The sequence below is a fragment of the Candidatus Lokiarchaeum ossiferum genome (assembly GCA_025839675.1).
In the GTDB taxonomy this organism is placed as follows: Archaea; Asgardarchaeota; Lokiarchaeia; order Sigyniarchaeales; family Promethearchaeaceae; genus Lokiarchaeum; species Lokiarchaeum ossiferum.
The window spans coordinates 2,962,257-2,983,275 of sequence record CP104013.1 but is presented as its reverse complement, the minus strand read 5'-3'; the positions used below and the strand labels follow the sequence as shown (position 1 = coordinate 2,983,275).

The 21,019-nt window shown below is 34.2% G+C and carries 13 protein-coding genes and 1 tRNA gene; 5 read left to right on the top strand and 9 right to left on the bottom strand.

Translation table 11 applies throughout. From position 1 onward, the window contains the following. Positions 1 to 23: 23 nt before the first annotated feature. The gene (locus NEF87_RS12525) at positions 24 to 1,316 is read right to left on the bottom strand and encodes a hypothetical protein (protein ID WP_457920076.1); all 1,293 of its coding nucleotides are present in this window, start codon (positions 1,314 to 1,316) and stop codon (positions 24 to 26) included. Between the two features lie 148 nt (positions 1,317 to 1,464). Between NEF87_RS12525 and NEF87_RS12520 the strand changes: the two genes are divergently transcribed. Beyond that, positions 1,465 to 3,369: a hybrid sensor histidine kinase/response regulator gene (locus tag NEF87_RS12520; protein ID WP_457920075.1), complete on the top strand. Its 1,905-nt coding sequence runs from the start codon at positions 1,465 to 1,467 to the stop codon at positions 3,367 to 3,369. A 12-nt stretch (positions 3,370 to 3,381) separates the two neighbouring features. Here NEF87_RS12520 and NEF87_RS12515 read toward each other — a convergent pair whose 3' ends face one another. From NEF87_RS12515 to NEF87_RS12500, 4 genes are all read right to left on the bottom strand, one after another. Further along, a complete protein-coding gene (locus NEF87_RS12515) occupies positions 3,382 to 5,304 on the bottom strand; it encodes a PAS domain-containing sensor histidine kinase (RefSeq protein WP_457920074.1) in 1,923 nt (640 codons plus the stop codon). 46 nt (positions 5,305 to 5,350) lie between these two features. After that, on the bottom strand, positions 5,351 to 8,323 hold the full coding sequence (locus tag NEF87_RS12510) for a PAS domain S-box protein (RefSeq protein WP_457920073.1): 2,973 nt from the start codon (positions 8,321 to 8,323) through the stop codon (positions 5,351 to 5,353). A 224-nt stretch (positions 8,324 to 8,547) separates the two neighbouring features. Continuing rightward, positions 8,548 to 9,402, bottom strand: coding sequence for a TIM barrel protein (locus tag NEF87_RS12505; protein WP_457920072.1), 855 nt, complete (start codon positions 9,400 to 9,402; stop codon positions 8,548 to 8,550). A 136-nt stretch (positions 9,403 to 9,538) separates the two neighbouring features. Next, positions 9,539 to 10,612: a hypothetical protein gene (locus NEF87_RS12500; RefSeq protein ID WP_457920071.1), complete on the bottom strand. Its 1,074-nt coding sequence runs from the start codon at positions 10,610 to 10,612 to the stop codon at positions 9,539 to 9,541. 220 nt (positions 10,613 to 10,832) lie between these two features. Between NEF87_RS12500 and NEF87_RS12495 the strand changes: the two genes are divergently transcribed. Then, positions 10,833 to 11,510 carry a GAF domain-containing protein gene (locus tag NEF87_RS12495; RefSeq protein WP_457920070.1) on the top strand — a complete coding sequence of 226 codons (678 nt, stop codon included), beginning with the start codon at positions 10,833 to 10,835 and terminating at the stop codon, positions 11,508 to 11,510. Between the two features lie 252 nt (positions 11,511 to 11,762). On the opposite strand, the gene NEF87_RS12490 is transcribed toward NEF87_RS12495, so the two are convergent. Both NEF87_RS12490 and NEF87_RS12485 read right to left on the bottom strand, forming a co-directional pair. Continuing rightward, positions 11,763 to 11,882, bottom strand: a tRNA-Ser gene (locus tag NEF87_RS12490). A 331-nt stretch (positions 11,883 to 12,213) separates the two neighbouring features. Further along, positions 12,214 to 12,474: a YcxB family protein gene (locus NEF87_RS12485; protein ID WP_371801714.1), complete on the bottom strand. Its 261-nt coding sequence runs from the start codon at positions 12,472 to 12,474 to the stop codon at positions 12,214 to 12,216. A gap of 551 nt (positions 12,475 to 13,025) precedes the next feature. On the opposite strand from NEF87_RS12485, the gene NEF87_RS12480 reads away from it, so the two are divergent. Then, a complete protein-coding gene (locus tag NEF87_RS12480; RefSeq protein WP_457920069.1) occupies positions 13,026 to 13,196 on the top strand; it encodes a hypothetical protein in 171 nt (56 codons plus the stop codon). A 14-nt stretch (positions 13,197 to 13,210) separates the two neighbouring features. On the opposite strand, the gene add is transcribed toward NEF87_RS12480, so the two are convergent. Both add and NEF87_RS12470 read right to left on the bottom strand, forming a co-directional pair. Continuing rightward, on the bottom strand, positions 13,211 to 14,266 hold the full coding sequence (gene add, locus NEF87_RS12475; RefSeq protein ID WP_457920068.1) for an adenosine deaminase: 1,056 nt from the start codon (positions 14,264 to 14,266) through the stop codon (positions 13,211 to 13,213). A gap of 168 nt (positions 14,267 to 14,434) precedes the next feature. Further along, complete coding sequence (locus NEF87_RS12470) at positions 14,435 to 18,109, bottom strand: DNA polymerase II large subunit (protein WP_457920067.1); 3,675 nt, start codon at positions 18,107 to 18,109, stop codon at positions 14,435 to 14,437. A gap of 253 nt (positions 18,110 to 18,362) precedes the next feature. On the opposite strand from NEF87_RS12470, the gene NEF87_RS12465 reads away from it, so the two are divergent. Both NEF87_RS12465 and NEF87_RS12460 read left to right on the top strand, forming a co-directional pair. After that, positions 18,363 to 20,306: a metallophosphoesterase gene (locus NEF87_RS12465; protein ID WP_457920066.1), complete on the top strand. Its 1,944-nt coding sequence runs from the start codon at positions 18,363 to 18,365 to the stop codon at positions 20,304 to 20,306. 24 nt (positions 20,307 to 20,330) lie between these two features. After that, positions 20,331 to 21,014, top strand: a complete 684-nt coding sequence (locus NEF87_RS12460) for a hypothetical protein (protein ID WP_457920065.1) — start codon at positions 20,331 to 20,333, stop codon at positions 21,012 to 21,014. The last annotated feature ends 5 nt before the right edge of the window (positions 21,015 to 21,019 follow it).

Sequence of the window (21,019 nt, the reverse complement as noted above, 5' to 3'; positions counted from 1 at the left end):
CAAAAGTGACAGAGTTTTTCCAATTAAACTTTTTTAAAAACAACTATTTGTCGTTCAATTATTGGATCTTTCCACGAATGGACAAAATGAGCGGGATATTTGTATGAATCAATTGAAAATTCACACATTTTAAATCCAAAGTCTCCAAGAAGTTGAATTATATTTAAGCCCACGCGTTCATTGGTGGAAATGTGAAATTGAGGGAAAATCAGCACACATATGCCATTTTTAGGCAAAATTTTTCTAATTCCTGCTAAATAACCGCGATAATTTTTTTCAAAGGTATCTAAGAGTGCATTTGCTTTAGCGTAAGTGGGATATTTTTTTAAAGGTGTCAATAAATTTGGTTCTGAAACGATCGATCCATTGAAATTTTTCAATCTATCCATATCAGGGGTCATTACATCCATTGTAAAGATGTTTTTTTCTTGAAAAATGCCTCGCTTTTTACGATTGGGTTTTAAATGGCTAATCCATCTCAAATTTTCTTGAGATCGTGTTGTACAAGATCCGTCTATGTCAGATCCTAAAGATTGTAAACCTAAATGATAAGCTTCACTTACAATTGATCCCATTCCACAAAATGCATCATAAATAGGACGATCGTGGTGATTTGATTCAATAGAAACTAGATTTATCATACTCCGAGCAAGTGCAAGTCCTAACAATAAAAGTGGCCGTTTGTGGGGTCGATCACTATCTCGCTTAGCTATTTCATCTATATTTATAACTTCCTCAGTTTGCCAGAGAGTAAACTCCCCTTTATTTTGCCAAATAATTATTTCTAATCCGTCTTGAATTACTCTTTTGCGCCATAATCTTCGGGGTTCCACAATATTATTTTTCTCGCCTTTGAAGAAGAAAGCCTTTCTAACACCCGCTTTCTTTAGAGAATTTTTTATAATTTTTTGGACTGTTTGGTAAAGATATTCTTCTTCAGGTCCCATTTTTTTTGCATAATAGCTGATTGTCCAATTGCCTTTTTCTTCAAAAAATTCGTTGATAATATGATCTGTGAGGTCCTTTTTTATATTTTGAACATTTAAGGGTTGATGGATGGTTGTTAGTGGTTTGCTTCGTTTTAATACCGCCCCACAATTACTGATAGAAATATGTTTGGGTGCTTCAATTACTACACCAATTTTGTTCATTGCTTTGATCTTATATGTACTCCCTATCACATGAAAGCGTGAGATAATTTCGGCCAGAGAAAGCTCTGGATTACGCCCGAAAATATACAATTTATCATCTTTACTAAATTCACACTTTTTAAAAGCCATATTTTGAATAATTCCAGTAATCAACGGTCGATGCATTGAGTAAAAAAACCGTATATCGGTTATAAACCTAATTCCGATCAACAAAGATATTTCTAAAAAACTTTGCAAAAAAAAAGCTATATTAAAACGTAGGTGTTTGGTTAGATGACAACCAATTTTGGAAGTTCGGGAAAGTTTGAAAAAAATGCTTGATAAAGATTTATGCAATGAATTTTTTGCGTTAAACCCTTTAGGATTACTTATTGTTGATTCAGTGGGAAATGTCTTGAATTTTAATCAATCTTTTCGTGACATCTTTGGAGTTTTCCACATCCAATCATATAATCTTTTTCAAGACATGAATTTCCGAAATATTGGGATTATTGAGCACATTTCATCTTTGAATCATGGAGAATCTGCAAAATTCAACGATATCTGGATCAATCCGCAGAAAATTGATCCTATGTCAAATAAATCTAGTATTTGTGTTTTTATACGAGTTTTCAAGATCCAGACTTATTTTGCACTGCAATTTCAAGATATTACATTTTCTCGAAACATAGAAGAATCCATAATAGATACTGAATTACGTTATAAACGAATATTTGAACGTTCTTCTGATGTTGTTTTTTCCGTTCATTTAGATGATGGAACAATTTCTTCAATTAATGAGGCCGGATTAAATCTAACGGGTTATAGAATAGATGAAATCCTTGGAATATCTTTTAAGGAATTTATTGCGCCCAATTCCATTGAATTTTTAACAGATTTAATTCAACAAAAACAAAAAGGACTGGCCACTCAGGATTATCATGAAATTGAGATTATTTCTAAATCGGGTGAAAAATTCTTGGGAGAAGTTAATTTGCAATTTATATATCAAGATCAAGAAGCAACTGAAGTTTTAGGTTTCTTACGACACATTTCCCAAAGTCAAAAAGTAACTCTAGAACGAATAAAACAGGAACGATTAGAATCAATTGGAAATTTAGCAGGGGGAATTGCCCACGATTTTAACAATATTCTCGCTTCTCTCTTAGGAAATGTGAGTTTAGCATTAGAAGAAAATAATTTAGAAGATATCAAATCCATTCTACGTGAAACAGAATCTGGAATTATGCGTGCAAAAAATCTTACATATCAATTGCTTACATTCTCAAAAGGTGGTAAGCCTGTAAAATCTAATGTATCCATTACACAATTAATTTCTTCTACTGCAATATTTGCTTTACGAGGTTCCAAATCGAAATGTACTTTAGATTTTGATGAAAAAATGTGGGATTGTTATGTTGATTCCAACCAGATTTCTCAAGTCATTGGCAATATTGTGATAAATGCGGATCAATCAATGTCTAAAGGGGGAGAAATTATACTTAGTTTCCATAATTTTGACACAAAAACAAATTTTCTCCGGTATCGAGAAATTCAAAAAAAAATAAATCTTCTCCCTGGTAAATATATCGAGATTATGATACAAGATCATGGTTCTGGAATTCCAAAAGATATTCAATCTCGTATTTTTGAACCCTATTTTTCTACTAAATCATCTGGAAGTGGCTTAGGTTTGGCCACTGCGTATTCTATTGTGAAAGGCCATAACGGTTATATTTATTTTATTTCTAGTACTGCTCCAGAAACTCATGGAACAACCTTTTATATTTATCTTCCTGTAATTTCTGAAGGTTTGAGTTCAAATTCTATTTCACCACCAAAATCTAAATCCTCGAAATCAACTTCTAATAAGACAATCTTGGTGTTAGAAGATGATCCTTCTATTCAAAAAATCCTAGTGAAAATGTTTAAACATCTCAAACATCATGCTATCTTCACGGATGATGGAAAAGACACGATTTTAAAATATAAGGAAGCTAAATCATCGGAAAATCCCGTAGATTTGTTAATTATGGATCTCACTATTCCAGGTGCGATGGGTGGGAAAGAAACGATCGTTTTACTCAAAGAATTTGATCCAAATGTAAAGGCAATTGTGAGTAGCGGTTATTCTAATGATCCAATCATGGCAGACCCAATATCGTATGGTTTTATTGGTGTTCTAAAAAAACCTTTTACACTTCAACAATTAAAAGACATCATAAATCGTTCCCTATAACATTTCTTAGCACTATTCTTGGAAAGATAAGTTAAATTTTACTCCATTTTCATTTTTCATTGAAATAGATCCCTTAAGTTGCTTTGAAAGAGATGTCACTATACGTAACCCTAAGGTATCTGTTTTTAAATAATCAAACTCCAGTGGGAATCCAACTCCATTATCTTGAATGTTGATTGTAATATTTCCGTTTTTTTTATTTTTTCGTATCTTTACTTTAAGTTTACCCTTCTTATTGTCTGGAAAAGCATATTTCAATACATTTGATACTACTTCGTTCACAATCAAACCACATAAGATAGTTTTATTAAAACTTATATCAATTTGTTCGATTGATATATCCAACTTAACCACATTCGTTTCAATATAATAACTGTGAATTAAATTAGTGATAATCTCTTGGATATATGCATTAAAGTTAATTTTGGTGATATCCCCGCTGGAATATAGTGTTTCGTGAATTTGACTCATGGCTTTGACGCGATTTTTAAAATCTCGATACATTAATTGGAGTTTTTCATCTGTAACATATTGTTCTTGCAGAAGAATTAAACTAAAGATTAGTTGGAGATTATTTTTCACCCGATGGTGAATTTCCGAAAGAAGAACTTCCTTTTCTTTTAATGAGTTTTCTAATCGTCTAGCATGTTCTTGTAACTTCTCTTCTGCCTGCTTTCGGGCTTTTTCCTCCAATTTTTTTTCAAAGACGGTTTCAATTCGTTCAGTAATTGCGTCTATCAAATGACGTTCTTCTCTTAAAAATGGACCTTCTGAAGCATTCGGCATTTTTTTCAAATAAAAAACCTCAATATACCCCCGAATTTCTCCATTAATCCGAATATTATTTCGTTGCTTCCAATTTGTATTAATATATTGTGCAGAAATATAAGCGATCCCATCAAATTCTATTTTTGCTCTGGTGATTTCAGGAAATTGCCAACCTGCTGGTAAGATAGACACAATGTTCTGAAAAATCTCATTGACGGAAAGCCCCTCATTTTCTAGAATTTTGTCAATTCCATAAAGACATTGTAACTCCTTAATACGTTCATCTAAATCATGAGATCGTTTTTTCAGCTCAGCTTCCATCTTTATTTGATTAATAGAAGCTAAATCTTGCTGATTTTTTTTTGGTTGGGAATTATTTGTTCTTTCTTCTAATGTATTACTTGAATAAACATCCCCAGTTATTTGTTCAACAACTTCTATTGCCTTTCGGAGCGATGTTATGTCAGTAAAAGTAAGCAAAGAACCCAAAACTGTTTCATTTTTATCTATCATGGGTTTTATATTTAATAACATGTGAAATATCGTTCCATCTCTAGATTTTGGGATCATTTCAAAATCTTTTAACTGGCCTTCTTTTCTCAAGATGATGTTGGCTGCTCGATACTGTTCATGATCACGGAAAACTATTGAAACCGGATTTCCAATCAAATCTTCGCGTTGATATCCTGTTACCTTCAATAATTGTTTATTCAAATCTGAAATCTCATTGTTGATATTCAAAAATATTTGAGGATTGGGAGAAGTTTCAATGATTAGTCGAGTATATTCCATGACATTTTTTATCGCAGTATATTCTGTGAAGGTCAGTAAATATCCTAAAAAATCTTGTCGTTGATCAATTATTTGCCTAATATTTAGTAGCATATATTGAATTGAACCATCCACAATTTTCGGAATCATTTCAAAATTTTTGAGCTTATTATCTCGAGTAAATAGGGCTGAAGCTTCGATATATTCTTGAATATTCGCAAAAATTGATGATACTGGATTATTAAGCATTTCTTCTTTGGAATAACCCATAACTTTGGAAAATTCCTCATTAACTTCTACGATAAGATACTTTTTGTTAAGAAGAACTTGTGGATTTGGGGAAATATCAAATAATATCCGACTGGAATCAATTTGAGAAAATAAATTGGTGGGCAATGTAGGTATATAATAAGGTTTCTAGCTTAAAAAACATTGAGGCATGTCATGAGTGATTCGAAAATATGTTTGATAGGAGAATGCTTAGTTCTGATTTAAGATAAGGCTTTTTAATAACACCGGATAGTCCCATTTGTCGCAATTCCTCAATTTTTTCTTCTTTCGCATATCCAGTCGCAATAATTATTTTACATTTAGCATCAATTCTCCGTAATTCCAGAAAGGTGTCCCTTCCATTCATAATTGGCATTATCATGTCTAAAATTACTAAAATAATGCTATCTTGATGCTGAATAAATTTATTTACACCGTCTCGACCATTTTCTGCTAAAATTATGTGGTAACCCATTCCTTCTAGTATTCGTTTCGCAGGATATCGAATCATTTCCTCATCATCAATAAGTAGAATCGTTCCTTTTCCCTCATGGGTGATTTTTTTTGGCAATTGGATTGTTAGAGGATCCTTGGTTAGAGGTAAATAAATTGTAAAATTTGATCCTACATCTACTTCGCTGGTCACTTTTATCGCGCCATTATGTTCTTGAATTATTCCATAGGTAACAGATAAACCTAACCCCGTTCCTTTTCCTAATTCTTTTGTTGTAAAAAAAGGTTCAAAAATTTTGGTGAGATGTTCTGGAACAATTCCAATTCCCTCATCTTTAATTTCCAGCATAAAATAATCCCCTGGAGTTATTGAAAAAATTGAATGGTCACAGTAGGTTTGATCCAAATAGACATTACTGGTCTTAAAATTAAGATTTCCTCCATTTTTCATGGCTTGGCTTCCATTTATCCCAATATTCATGAAAGCATTCTCCAGCTGAAACTCATCTCCGTAAATAATTGATTGAACTGCGTTGTTTTCAAATTTGATATTTATTTTTTTATCAATCGCTCGTTTTAATATGCTGATTGTGTCATTAATTACCTCTAAACAATCGATTGTCTCAAATTTTTTCTTATTTTTATGGCTGAAAGTTAAAAGTTTGTTGGTTAAAGTTGATGCACGTTTTACATCCTGAATTATCATTTCTAAAAATTCTATTTGGTTTGAATTATCTGTATTTATATCCATAAGAACTTCAGCAGCACCCAATATTCCCGCCAAGATATTATTGAAATCATGCGCAACTCCCCCAGCAAGTTGTCCAATAGCTTCCATTTTTCTACTTTGAATCAGCTGATCTTCAACTTTTTGAAGTTCCTCCTCTGATTTTTTCCTAGTAATAATCATCCACATTGCTTGCACTAGTAAGGTCAACTGGGAAATATCTGCTTCATCATAATTTTCTTTCTTGTTAGCAACGCCTATCAAAGCAACAATCTTGTCTTTCTCAAAAATTGGAACATTTAAATGTCGTGAAAGGTGAATATGACCTTCTGGAATCCCCTTTTTGAAGGGATTAGGAGCATCATAATCATTAGTAATTGTTGGTTTTCTTTGACGAATTGATTCTCCCCACAACCCGGTATCTTTAACTTGGAATTTCAAAGGCTTGTCTTTAATCTGGCATTGTTTCATCGTTTTTTGGGACCAGCTCTGTATCGTTAGTATAGATTCATCATGATTTATAAAAGCTAAATAACCAAGTTCACTCTCGGTCATTTTTATCGCCTCATTTAAAGTAAAATCTGTTATTTGGGTAATGGATGATGATATCATATTATTGAGCTTAATTTGGGCTTCCAAACGTATTTGATTCATTTTTAAGGCTCTTTCTGCTTTAACCCAATCTGTTATATCTTTATCAATCCCTACATATCCAATAAATTTACCTTGTTTATCATATCGAGGCACTGCGCTAGATGAGTGACATCGTTTTTCACCATTTTTATGATAATTCCAATTTAGAAAATCACGATAAGCTGCTTCTTTTGTTTTAAGATCATCAAATTTTTCTTTAACTCCTTCTTGATATTCTTCAGGTGCAAAATCAAGTTCCGCTTGTTCTTCTTTCACCATTATATCGTAGAAAGGTTTTCCAATCAACTCTTTAGGATCATAACCTGCAATACGTTTCCAGCCTTCCGAAGCAAATAGAAATTTTTCTTCCAAATCACTTACCCAAACCATATCTGGAATAGCATCAAGAAGATTTTTATATTCCATTTGACTTTCTTGGAGTTGTTGAAATATAAGCAAGCTATTTAAACCGTCAGATATCCGGCGACCAATCTCCTTCAAAAGTGTATATTCTGCGGGTGACCAAATTCGAGCAAATGAACATTGGTGCAAACCGAGAATCCAAGGTTTATCTAATTTCGGATGAATTGCTATTACTAATTGTGAAAGAATTCCAAATTGTTCTGTACCTTCTGTATAGAGTGGGAAATCGCCATTTGGTCCATAAGATATAGGATTGCTTGTTGCAAGAACTGCTCTGCATATATCTACTTCTCCAGGTCTCATGGGTTGGTCCAGATCTTGGATGGAAGCTCCTGGATATTCCTTTTTAAAAATTTCAAATGGAATTCGGTAACTAGGGGATTCAGGATCACATGGGTAAAATAGAAATGCCCTATCGCAATTGAAAATAGCGAAAACTTCTTGCAAAACATTATGAAGCAATTCTTCTGCGTTTGTGGCAGATCTGATAGCTACTTCAATTTTATCTAGACTTTCTAGAAATATTATGTGATCTTGAGCTTGCTTTAATGCATCTATTCGTGAGGTAACATCCGAAAAAAACCCAAGGTTATATTCCTTATTATTAATGATTACCCTAGTAGTATTGATATCAGCATAGATCACTTTTCCATCTTTTCTTAAACAAGGTATGCTCATTGCCACAATTTTTTCACCCCGGGCTTGTGCATTAAATTCAGAAAGTACATGATCCAACTCTTCCTTTGGGTGAATATCCAAAACTGATAGACGAATTAATTCATCCTTAGAATACTTTAATAGATTACATATTGCAGGATTTGCAAATAAAAATTCCTTGGTATTAACATCTGCTATCAAAATCCCCTCAGCAGCACCTTCAAAAACTTGCCGATATATTTGTTCTGACATTTCCTTCAATTTATTTCATCTAGGATATATATTTATTTTTGCAAAAAAAATGAGTTAAATAGTTCATCCGGTTTGAAATTATTATTCCTTTCCAATTTTTCTTCAATTCCTTGATAGGTTAATTTACAATTATTTAATCCTATAAATATATGGAAGCGATATTATAATCAATTTTGAATATATCAATGGCACTTTAAAAAAAATTGTCTGTGATTTATTGAAAATCAAATATGTTTATCAGGTTCTGCTTTTAATGGCACCCCTTGCAGCTTATTCAATAAAATAGGTTTGATTAACGTGACTCGTATCTTTTTCATTATATATTGGAACTTAGTCCCAAGTTTCTTTAATTTCAAGTATGAATCGATAAGGTTATTAATTCCTTGCAAATCTGCTGGCATCATTTCCATATTAATAATTCCATTGAAATCAATTCGATGTAGAAAATCCACAAATTTCTCAAAAGGTAATTCTCCTCCTGGAGTCCCAAAGGGCCAATGGCAATCTTTCTCCGAAGATAACTCGGAGATGTGAATGTAATTTATGTCTGAAATCAACGATTCGGGAATATTGAATAAATTCTCTCTTCCGTGGGTTAGAAAACTGTGTGGTACATCAAAACATATTTCTGTGTGAGTCGTAGTTTTCGCTTTTGTTTCAAGATACCACCGTTCAAAATCAGAGAGTTTTTGTCCTGGAAGATTCTCTAAGAAAATTGTTATAGGGAGTCTATTCAGATTTTCTAAAAAAAAAACTTTATCACCCTCTGGATCCATCGGGGGGTGCACCACAATTGAATGTGCCTTCAACTGGGATGCAAACTTCTCCACATTTTTCATATAAGCTTCAACTTTTTCCGATTGATTCCGGGAACTCAAATCATACCCCCACCAAGAGTAGAAGGGGGCATGAAGCACTACGGAATGTTTTCTAATGGTTGGAATTGTTGCCTCAATATCATCGAATACAGTAGGATCAAATTCCACGTGTTCAAACCCGAGGAGATTTACCATCTTCATAAAATGGGAGGATTTCACTTCTCCCACTTTTTGTATAGTTTGACCAACTTTCAATTTCATAGTAAATAATGGGCTTTTTTGCCTTAAATAACTTCATAAGACTTCATTATCCTAAGTTTGTATTCTGATGGTCTGAGTGATATAATTTGACAGCTAATGAATCCATCAAACCTAAAACAATTCTACATTTTAATCATTAATCTAAATCATTTAGAATTTGAATATAAGGAAAAGACTGTTTAACATACTCCTCAATTTCTTGCTGAAAATCCGATAAAGCAACCCCTGGTTGATTTATTTCATTAATTAAACTATTAGGGATGGAATCAATGAATTTATTTAGTGATTTTTGGAAAAAGAATGATTTCCCTAAGGCTATCACTGCCAAGGTTGCCTTCAAATTAGAAGTTTCTTTGAAATAGATTTGATATTTATCTGCATTAATATGTTGCAACTGAGCACCTACTCCCAATGTATCTCTAACTAATGATGATATTGCTGAGTATATTCCAGAAATTAAAGCATCTGGAAGTTGATCAGTAAATTTCGAATTATTAAATTTTTGAGCATAGGTTAACATTCCGCCTTCATTATATACAATGATACTATGAATCGGAAAGGGAAGATAGTATATGTAGTTTGCATGCGTTATATAGTTGCAAATTAATAGGATACTCCCTAGTAAAACCGAAAACCACGAAATTTGGGTAAAAATCATTGCATATTCTGAAAAAAATAAAAAATCTCGGATAAATAAGTTGATTGCATAGATCAGCAAGATGACAATTGAAATCAATTCTATTTTAACAGTTACCAATTTCGTGTTTGAATATATCTTGACCTCAATGATAACAGAAAATACCAGTGCTACCATTTTTATTGTTGAAGAAATTTGCATTACAAGCTGAGATGCAATATTTTCGCTAAGCAGATCAAAAGATTTCAACATAGAGATCAATAAAATGGCTGAATTCAAGCTGATGAAAAAGATCTGGATAAACATGTTTGGCCTGGAATTGATCAAGGCAACACAATGAAGATAAATTAGAGAAAAAGAAACAGCCACCAGAAAATGACCGTATAAATTGATTTTAATGATTTGATCTGTGAATAAGATTATAGTGTTGCCGATCAAAGCTAAAGAAAAGCTTCCAGTCAAAAATGGGGCAAATTGTTTCCTTCGTATTGCTTTATACAGAAATATTATAAAAAGAATGAACAAAACTCCGTTTAAGCTCATCCTGAGGAATACATATATTTGAATTGCCATCCACTTCTCAATCTGTTTCAATCTTATATAATTCTATGCCATTATAATGATGAATTGACTTTTTAAATGTCTTAACGCCAAAAATGTGAAAAAATTTGACTTCACATTTTGATTTTTGATCTCCATGGTAATTTTGCCTTATAATTTGTTAGAAGAATATCTCTTCCACAAATAATTTTTAATAATATTTTTTTTCAAATATTGCCTCATAATAATTATTATGCAAAATTTTGATATTTCCACCAATTCTACTTCAATTCCAGATAAATTTATTAAAAATTGGCAAGAAATTGTTAATATCATGGCGGAAATTATCAATGTCCCCTCTGGGTTAATTATGCGTGTCTCTCCTCCAAATATAGAAGTCTTTGTTTCGAGTAACACACAAGGAAATCCCTATGAAGTTGGAGAAAAGGCGAAATTAAGTGGACTCTATTGCACCACCGTGATGCAATCCCAACGATCCTTAATTGTTCAAGATGCTTTAAACGATCCAGAATGGAATCAGAATCCGGATATAAAACTCGGTATGATTTCTTATCTTGGATTTCCGATTAGTTGGCCAAACGGTGAAATCTTTGGAACCGTCTGTGTTTTGGATTCAAAACCGAATGCTTATACAGATAATTATAATAAACTCGTTGGAAGCTTTCAGAAAGTCATTGAAACGGATTTAGAATTAATTTTTCGAAATAATGATCTTCAGGAAGCTTTAATGAAAATTCACACCCTCGAATCAATTCTTCCAATATGTTCTTCATGTAAAAAAATCCATTCGGAAGAAGGTTCTTGGCTCCCAGTAGATGATTATTTTCGCATGAGCAAAGGTACTGAATTTACTCATGGATTATGTCCTGAATGTTCCCAAAAAATGCTTGATGAGATACCAGATAATTGACCCTGTGCCATGAATTCTGATTATAAGCAACCAAAAAAATTCCTTGAACAGCCTATTGCATAGCAAAAATTTACTTTAATCTCCTTTCAGAAACAATCTAATCCTTTTTTGAGTTTATTCGCTTGAAATGAAAATTAATTTTTCTAATTTATAGAGCTCAAAATGCTTTCTTTCCACTCACTAGACTTCCTGATCTATTATTCCATAGTATCAAAAATAACTAACTCACAATTAAAGGAAATAAAAGAAAGATGGCGCACACGGGGGGATTCGAACCCACGAAAGCGTAAGCTTACTGGATATCTTTAGATCCTTCAAAATTGAAGAGATCAATTCAAGTCCAGCGCCGTCGACCAGCTTGGCTACATGTGCATGGTTTTTTTAGTCGGATTAACGATCTAAGTAATCTAATACAAGATCAATATAAAAATTTTCGATTTTTTTGCATCTACCTACTTTAGGACTTTTTATATGGCTTCATAGGAGAAGAAAAAATGATAAAAGAGCTAATAGGGAGAGCATTGCCAATCAAACTATCAACACCTAAATCTTTGATTGGAGTGATTTGGTCTGTCTATCAACATTTTTCTAACCATTTTTGCCAGTATCTTCAATAATAATACAATATTGGATAAAATTCTGTTCTAAATTCTATTAATTCTCAACTATTTTCCATTATTTTCTAAATTATTAGATTCGGTTATTACCCTTTCTTTTTTATTCCAAATTTATGCAATAATCCTAATAATTCTTCAAACGACTCATTTGGAGTAGCATCGGAAATCCTTATTGGAATAAAAAGATTTTTTTGAATAAATAGATAAATCCAACCTTTAGAAACTTTATAATGAATGAAGCTATCTATTCGAAATTCGGATTTCGCATTCTCCGATCTAGCCTCAATGCGCCCATCATTAAAGAATTCAACCACATTAGCGCTCCCAAAATTTTTATTGGATTTCATTTCCTTTACATTAAATGTAATAATTATCCATTTAAAAAGAAAACAAAAGAGTGATACTATAAGGAGGAGTCCCAAATGGTAACTTAACCTTTTATATATGCCATATAAAATAAAAGGGAGCACAAAAGCTATAGTGCCAAACATTGGGAATATTTTAAAGACCCATACTGAAGAATAATACGAAGAAAAGGCGTTATGGTAATCTTTTTCTGTATATTTTGTTTCAATTATCATTATTTCATCAAATCATCGAAATCCCAACATTCAAGGTGGCTTGTTATTATAAAATTGCTAGTATTTAAAAAATTCTCGAAAAACAAAAGATATCTTGATTTTCTTTTAATGAATCATTCGATGATCAAAAAAGATCAATTAATACTACTTCTCAGATAATTTCTACAAAATTTTCTTACTAATTTCTTAAAGTAGTAAAGTATGCACCATAATTTAATACCTACAAGAAAATTGGGAGATACAATTATGTCTATCTGTACTGTTAACACAAATAAATAAAACTATATGGAATAAATTTGATTTGTATCTAGACGGATATGGAAATTGCACAAATAAATTCAAAAGTGGAGAAAATATTGAAAAATTCTCAGAAGTTATTTGCAGAGCAGCATCCTGATGCTCAAAATCAACCCACAAGTCCGTTAGATCAAGAAATATGCGATCAAATGAATAATTCTGTCAAATGCTATGATGAAAAAAAAAAATAGGCTATTATTGCATCTTAATCATCAAATTTTGAAAACTCGTTTTTTATCCTTTTAAATAGATCTTCTTTCATTTCTGGTCCAGAAAATGAAGCATTAATTGCATTCACAGTAAATCGTTTAAGATCGTTTAAACTATAATTGAAAACTGAAATCAATGTTAGGAATTCCTGTGTAAGTGTTGTGTTAAATAATGTTGGATCATCTGAATTGATGGAAACATTTAATCCTGCTTGAAAAAGCTGATTGATTGGATGATTTTGGAATTCTTCATAGATTCCCAAACAAATATTGCTTGTTGGACATATTTCCAAGGGAATTTGATGTTCCCGAAGAAAATCCATTAACATCGGATCCTCACCACATCGAACACCATGACCAATCCGTTCTGCTCCCAAAAAGTGAATTGAATCCCAAATACTTTGAGGTCCTGCCATTTCTCCGGCATGGGGAACACTATGAATTGGAGTCCCTTTAATATATTCAAATGCATCCTGAAAAATTGCTGGAGGATAATCCCGTTCATTTCCACCGAGTCCAAGACCAATGATTCCTAAATTTTGACTTTCCACAACTTGTTGGGCAATACTTAGTCCTTGGTCTGGAGATAGTTGTCGGGGGATATCGATAATCAAACCCATAGATGTATTGAGTTTTTTCTCTGCCCAATGACGACTCCGATTAATCGCCTCAATTTGTTCCCTTAAAGGTATTCCATTGTCGTACCATTGATTGGAAGCGGTGTAGGTTACTTCAGAATAGAGAATATTTTGGCTAGATTGCCCCTTTAAAAATTCTTTCGTAATGTACTCAATATCCTCGGGAGTTTGAATACATTCACATATTTTGGGGTAAACTTCGAACAAATGGGAAATATTTGAAAAAGTGAACCATTGTGAAATCTCTTTTAAGGTTTGGGAGGGTAAGGAAACATGATTTTTTTTTGCCAAATGAAGTAAAGTGGAGGGTTGAATGGATCCTTCCAAATGGACATGAAGCTCGATTTTTGGCATTTTAGGAACAAATTCTTCAAGTTGCATATCTTTGGAGAAGAAGGATTCTTGTTTAAACACTTACATTTTATACTAAAAATTTCATATTCTGTAATTATTGTTAAGTAAAATTTATTAAATACAAATATCCCATACTGTAAAATTAAATTTTGTTTTAGCAAGAAACAAAGTTCAATATAAATTTAATTCCTTGTTAAATGTAAAGCTCAAATTAATAAAAAAAAAGGCTTATTTGAAGAAACTTTTGATTGATTTTTGCTTCACACGGGGATTATTGGTCAGTGACATTACATTTTTTTCGATTATTTGCCAGCGTTGTTCAGTATAGTCCCCTAAATCAAATTCTTTAATAAGTTTTTGAGCTTTTGGAAGATATTTGATGACCCCCCCCGCATGGACTGTCATGAGCAATTTTCCGGCTCGACATTTATTACATTTTCCCGATATAGGCACTCGACGATATTTCGCGCCACATTTTATACATCGGAACCCTTGGGTAGAGAATGCGCGAAGATTTCCCAAAATATCTGGAGCAAAATGGGAGGAGATGACCTTTCGGGCCACATCCTTTGCATCAACCGCAGTAATTGTTTTTGCCATGTACAATTGCGATTCAATTTTCTCAGTCATTGTACCCAGTGTCGTATAGGCAGATTTTCGAGGCCCGAGATTAATCGAAGAAGTTGGGTGGGTAAACATTGACCCTTCAAATTGCGCTTCGGTACGGAGTTTATGTTTGAAAAGAACCATATAACTGTCCATGTCGCTAGGTTTTTTGTAGGTAAGTGCTTCTTCATAAAACCGGAGAGGATATTTGCTTGCATAATCGACGTTATGAGATTCTCCATCTACTTCTAAGGGATCCAGTAGCAAAGAAACGACTAAAGGTGCATCCATTTTGCCTCCCAAAGAAGAAGGGAGATAATACATTGAGAAATTCAGCAAACATTCCAGGAGCAACATGATTCCGTCTTCATCACCATCACAGTTTCTACGTTTCGCGGCGTGCCAATAAGGATGAGCATAGCCTGATTCCGCATATGTAAAGCCAATTAACCGTCCAATGATAGCGGCCGAAGTGTGGGGGGCTAAGCCTGCCATATAGTGGCCAATAAGATCATATTTATCTTTTACATTATAAAATTTAGGTTGTTTGTAGAGGTAATGAAGTTCATCATCCACAAAATTAGCCACTTTGACGAAATAATCACCTAAGTGATGGGTGAGGAGAACATCTTGCACTTTTATCTCGATTACCTGATTTTCATCGGTAATGGGTTTCCCATAGATATCAAGATCATACCCGAGTTCTAGGATTTTCTCGACCGATGTATTGATTTCACGGCAAGTAAAATGGGTTAAGGGTATATCAGTAGCATCGGCTCGAATTGTACCATCTTTATAAACATATACATCATGAATTCCTCGTAGAATACCCTTTTCGATCGGTTCTGGAATTTTGTATTCGGAAGTCATACCTTTAACGCCTTTCAAGGAGGGGATGGTCTTGGCAATATGACTGGCGGCCACTTCAAAATATTTCTTGAAAGGGATTTTTTTTAGGGAAGTACTGGATAAAAAGCTATTACAATCGGGACATTCGGTGTCTTGTTGATCGTACAGTTTGTTACAACGGGAACAAATTTTTTTAAAGTTGGTCAAGGTTCCACATTTTGGACATTTGTTTAAAAATGTATTGGAATTACATTTTGGACATGATTTTTGTCCCAATTCCACTTCAATGTAGGCTACTCCTGCAGCGGATTGAAAGCTCCGTTGAAGTTTGGAATCATGTCCGATGGGAAATAAACCATGAACAGGAGGGCGCATTTTGCGCTCTTTTGCTTTTTCGGGGCGGCCCATCCGACTTCCCATGTAGTGGGGGGCTTTATCATTAACTCGGATAGAAGTAAGGTAAGGAAATAGATCCAATGCCGTCAATTCGGGAGCTTTCTGTTCTGCTTCGGAAGTATAAACGGATGATGTCCCAAATCCAAAGAGCTCATAAAAAATAATCGCACGGTTTGGATCAATATGTATATATGAATCGTAATTTTGATGGGGGGTGTAAGCGGTTTCAAAGAATTTTTTGGTTTCGGAAGTTATGGGAAGGTCAAATCCATCCTGGAACTTAGTTTCTAATTGGGTTAAAGATGGCGCTTCAATAGAAAGATCAGATGTATTGGCAACTTTGAATAATTTACAAAGTCCTAAACCAAATTGCTTCCGAATTGCCAAAAGATCAACCGCATTAATATTTCCCCAATGATCTAAACTGCGAGGATGGATTCCCACATCATACTTACGTGAAAGTTCAAGAGCTTGGCGACCATTGGGAATTTCATCAAAAGGATTTGTGATCATTTTTTCAATTATTGGTTGAGATAGATCTTCTGGAAGATCGGTAAAGGGTGTGCCTCCGTCAGCGGTCATCTTTTGAATTTTATCTTCTAATTCCACTGCCCACCATTCTTCACAATAGCCTGATGGAAGAACTGTGTGATTATTTTCTGCAAATTCTCCATACCCAAAAAGCATATCTCCTAAAAAGAGAATTTTAGCCGTTAATCGATTGTCCGCAATATCAGCAGCTTCCTTTATGTCCCAAAGTTGCTTTACATCGCCATTTTTCATTAAAACGATTGGTGGTTCGATAGATGTGACAGGCATCGTAGACCCACTTTTCCCCGGTCTTTCTATTCGGATCTGGGTGCCAATAGCCATATATCTCTCTAATAGAATCATTTGGGATGGATGCGTGCCACATGCGGCAAGACCTGTATTGCGTGATCGTCCATATCTTATGCGATGACCTCCAATTCGAGAGGGATAAGCAAAAACGGGGCGACCAGCAATAATGTCTGCAATGAATTTATTGAGAGGCGGATTTTTTTCATTCAAGTATTCTTGGCGTTTTTGCACTGGGGATTCAGCTATAACTTCAACTTTTTCTTCTTCCTCAATGATCTTTTTACCTTTGTAAGTGTCTCCTCCATAATCCTTAGCTTTATCTTTCCCGTCCTCATCTATTTTCTTTTTAGTATCTGCATGAGCCAATTTTTTTAATTTTCGGAGCCAATCCCACCCCTCGATCTTCCGCTTATCAATAACACGTAAAATTTTCTTAGACTTAAGCAAAACCCCATCATTCAAAACTAAACAAGGTCCTCCCCGTACAAAATTCGTTTCAATACGTTGCAAATCTCGATAAGCTGAAACTTCTTGGGTCTCTGTTGCATCTCCATTAAGTTCAATCGTCAGATGTTCGACAGCAAAGGCTAACTCTTCTTGTGTGGAGGGATATTGCAAGTTCATAATTCGATCATAAAGTTTCACTTCTTCAACAAATCGTCCCACTTCATCGGGGGTTGCTTTCCATTCTGCGATCCCCATTTTTCGACGAACGTGTTCAGCACACAATACTGCAAAAGCTTGGACTGTTCCCCCTGCTGCTCGAATTGGTCCTGCAAAATAAAGTGCTAAGTACGGTTCTCCCCCTGCTAAATTTTCTCGAATGACGACTTTTGCAATACCTTCTAAGGGTGCTGAGACAACTCCTTCCGTTTTTATTGCTAAAGCGACACGAATTGCTAGATCAACCGCTTCATTGGGATCATATTGCTTTCCAAATTTCCCATCGATGATCCAATCCATTGCTCGAAAACAACTTTCATCTTGATCTTCTCCTGCTTCCTTCCACTCCCGCAAATATTGGGCGATTCCTTCAGGTCCAACTAACTTTTCAACCCGTCCTGCCATATCTCGGGCAGGAGGTGATTCCACTTCAGGAGCTGGATCAATTCCTATAGCACGAGCTTTATTGGCAAATTCATAAATTTTATTGACATCTTCTTCAATTTTATCAAAATATTTTTTACTTTTCTCGGACATTACGACGGGCATAATATTTACCTAATGGGATGAATATAAAATCGGAAGGATTTGGAAAAGAATGTTTTCACATGATTTTCCTATGTATGTGCTTTTATACATGTTACTTTAAATTTGGATTTGTCAGCGTGACAATATATACATTTAATGGGAAATTTATGTAAATTAAATCAAGGACGCTTATGGCATAGTAAAACTTTAAAAATGTCGATGCTGTCTGGCTTTAAATATGCAAATTGGTAAGAATTGATAGGAAAAAAAAACTATGACCATTGCGCAAACACCTCAAGGATTTCCCCTCGAAAGTATTCTTCAGAAATTTCTCGCTTCTCGTATTAATATTTCCCCTGAAGCGTTGTGTTACATTGAAGATTTGAAATTTAATGCGCAAGAACTCGAAGATTTAATCCGAAAAATATCATTCTCACCGATTTTTAATTCGCATGTCACTTTAGAAATATTATTGCAAGAATATGGATCAAAAATTACCCCAAACATTCATCCACAAGATATTTCAGGCCGTTCTAATCATAATAGTAGCAATGAAACAAACTTGAATTCTCAAACCAGTAATTCCAAGAATTCACTCAATCTTATTAAAAAAAAATCAGTACTCGTTCCAGATCGAGGAAAAAAAAATAAAAAATCGATTCCAATAGACGATTTGAATGATATTCCTGAACCACCTGATTCTCCCGAGTTTCCAAGTATTTCTCAAAATCCTCCAGGTCAGAAAGTATTAAAGCCTCTTCCTACCATAGATCTAGGGGATGATAAAGTTGTTTCGGAACAACTCCCTCCTGAATCGAATCTTGAGACTCCATCTTCGAGTAAAGGGCGGATGGACGAAACCGAAATTCTGCGAATTCGGGAAGAAAAGAAGAAAAGTTATCAACGTGTTCAAATCCGTCAATCAACTTCAACTTTTCGCCCATTAGCTTCAGAATATAATGCAGAAGTGGAAATCATTTCAGATCCTACTGGAAAAATGTTCACCGATGGAAAACTCGATGAATTCGTCGGACTCCAAGCGGATAAGTTTCATAAATTGACTAAAATTTTAAAGAAACGTCCTGAAGGTCATAGTCTCTTGGATATCAACATGATTAATCGCTTGGAAAATTCAGTTGAAGTGAAATTTGTGGGGATGGTAGTTGAAAAACGCCAAACTTCAAAACGGAATTATTTAATAGAATTTGAAGATCTAACAGGAACGTGTATGACTTTAGTGCGACAAGAACCTAAAGAACTTTATGATTTGATGAATTATCTATTACCCGACCATGTAGTGATTGTGGATGGATATTTAAGTGTGAATAAAAAAACGAATTCTCGCATTATCATGATCAATAAGATTATCTTTCCTGATTCTCCCAATACCCATCCCATAAATTATCCGCAAGAAGACCTATCGATCTGTTTTGTATCCGATCTTCACTTTGGAAGTAAATATTGGCTGGAAAAAGAATGGAATCGATTCGTTGATTATTTAAATTGTAATATGGGATCGGATAAACAAGTAAAGCAAGCGGGTAAAATCAAATATCTCTGTATTGCTGGAGATATTGTTGATGGAATTGGAATTTATCCAAATCAAGATAAACATTTATTTATTAAAGATATTTATAAACAATACGAGGCCACCGCTGAATATCTCTCTCAAATTCCCGATTATATTCAAATAATTGCTTCCCCTGGTGATCATGATGCTGTTCGGAAGGCTGTGCCCAATCCTGCAATCTCGAAAGAAATGGCTCCCGCAATGTATGAAATGGGTATATCAATGGTAGGTTGCCCAACTATGGTTAGTCTTCACGGAATCAAGGTCCAGATGTTTCATGGAACTTCGTTGATTGATATGAACATGTCCATTCCAGGGATGTCTCACGAAGATCCTTGTAAAACAATGAATGAATTTATTCGAGCGCGTGATTTAACTCCTACATATGGGAAAAAAACTGAAATTGCCCCCTTACTTGAAGATTGGATGATCATGAGTACCCTGCCAGATATTTTGCATACCGGGCATCTCCATAAAAATGGCGTGGGAACTTACCATGGCATCACAACAATCAACTCAGGTTGTTTCCAAGGTCAAACTGATTTCCAGAAAAGTCTGGGAATTGAACCTGATTTTGGGAAACCGACCATTATTAATGTTAATGGCAAATTTACTCCCCAAGTTATTGATTTAGCTGCTGATATGTAACATAATACAAAGGAACAAGAAAAAATGGCCTTTACAATTCCTTCGGATCTCAAAAATATCGTCCTTCACTGGTGGAAAATTATTGATCAACCCGAAATTAATGTTGATGAGTTATATAATTTCATTGCTTTCGATTTATTTCTCGCCCCCTTGGAGAAGACAAAAAAAATAGTTCAACAAGCAATACATCTGGAATATCTTTCTGAAAATAAAGAAAGCGAGTCGATTTCTTTAAGTGATGAATTACAACAGGAATTTCTCACTTGGCAAGAAAAAGGGATTTTAAAAGCAAAAACCATGGCTGCAGCATTAGCTCAATCATGGCGGCCTCCAATTGATATCACTCCAAGCATGACATATCAAGCTCTCCTGTCGGATTTGGTTGATGTTTCAGTTCTTGAAAAAGCCGGGAAAATAAGATCTTCCGCCGTTTCACTGGATTTAGTTGCATTTGACGATAAAATTGAAGGAATTGTTAAAAGTAAAGATGATGGCGGAATTTCACAGTCATATCGCTTTAAAATTGATGTGAAAGCCCGATCCATTTCTCACTCTTGTCCAGAATATAATTCTCTACGAAAATCCCAAAAGCAGTTTTGCATTCACATTGCTCGTATTTTCATGAAATTGTTTGTTAAAGACAGTGAAAAAACCATTGAGCTTCTACGGAATATCGTTTATCAAAAATCATTGTGGTTCTTTGAATAATTTGG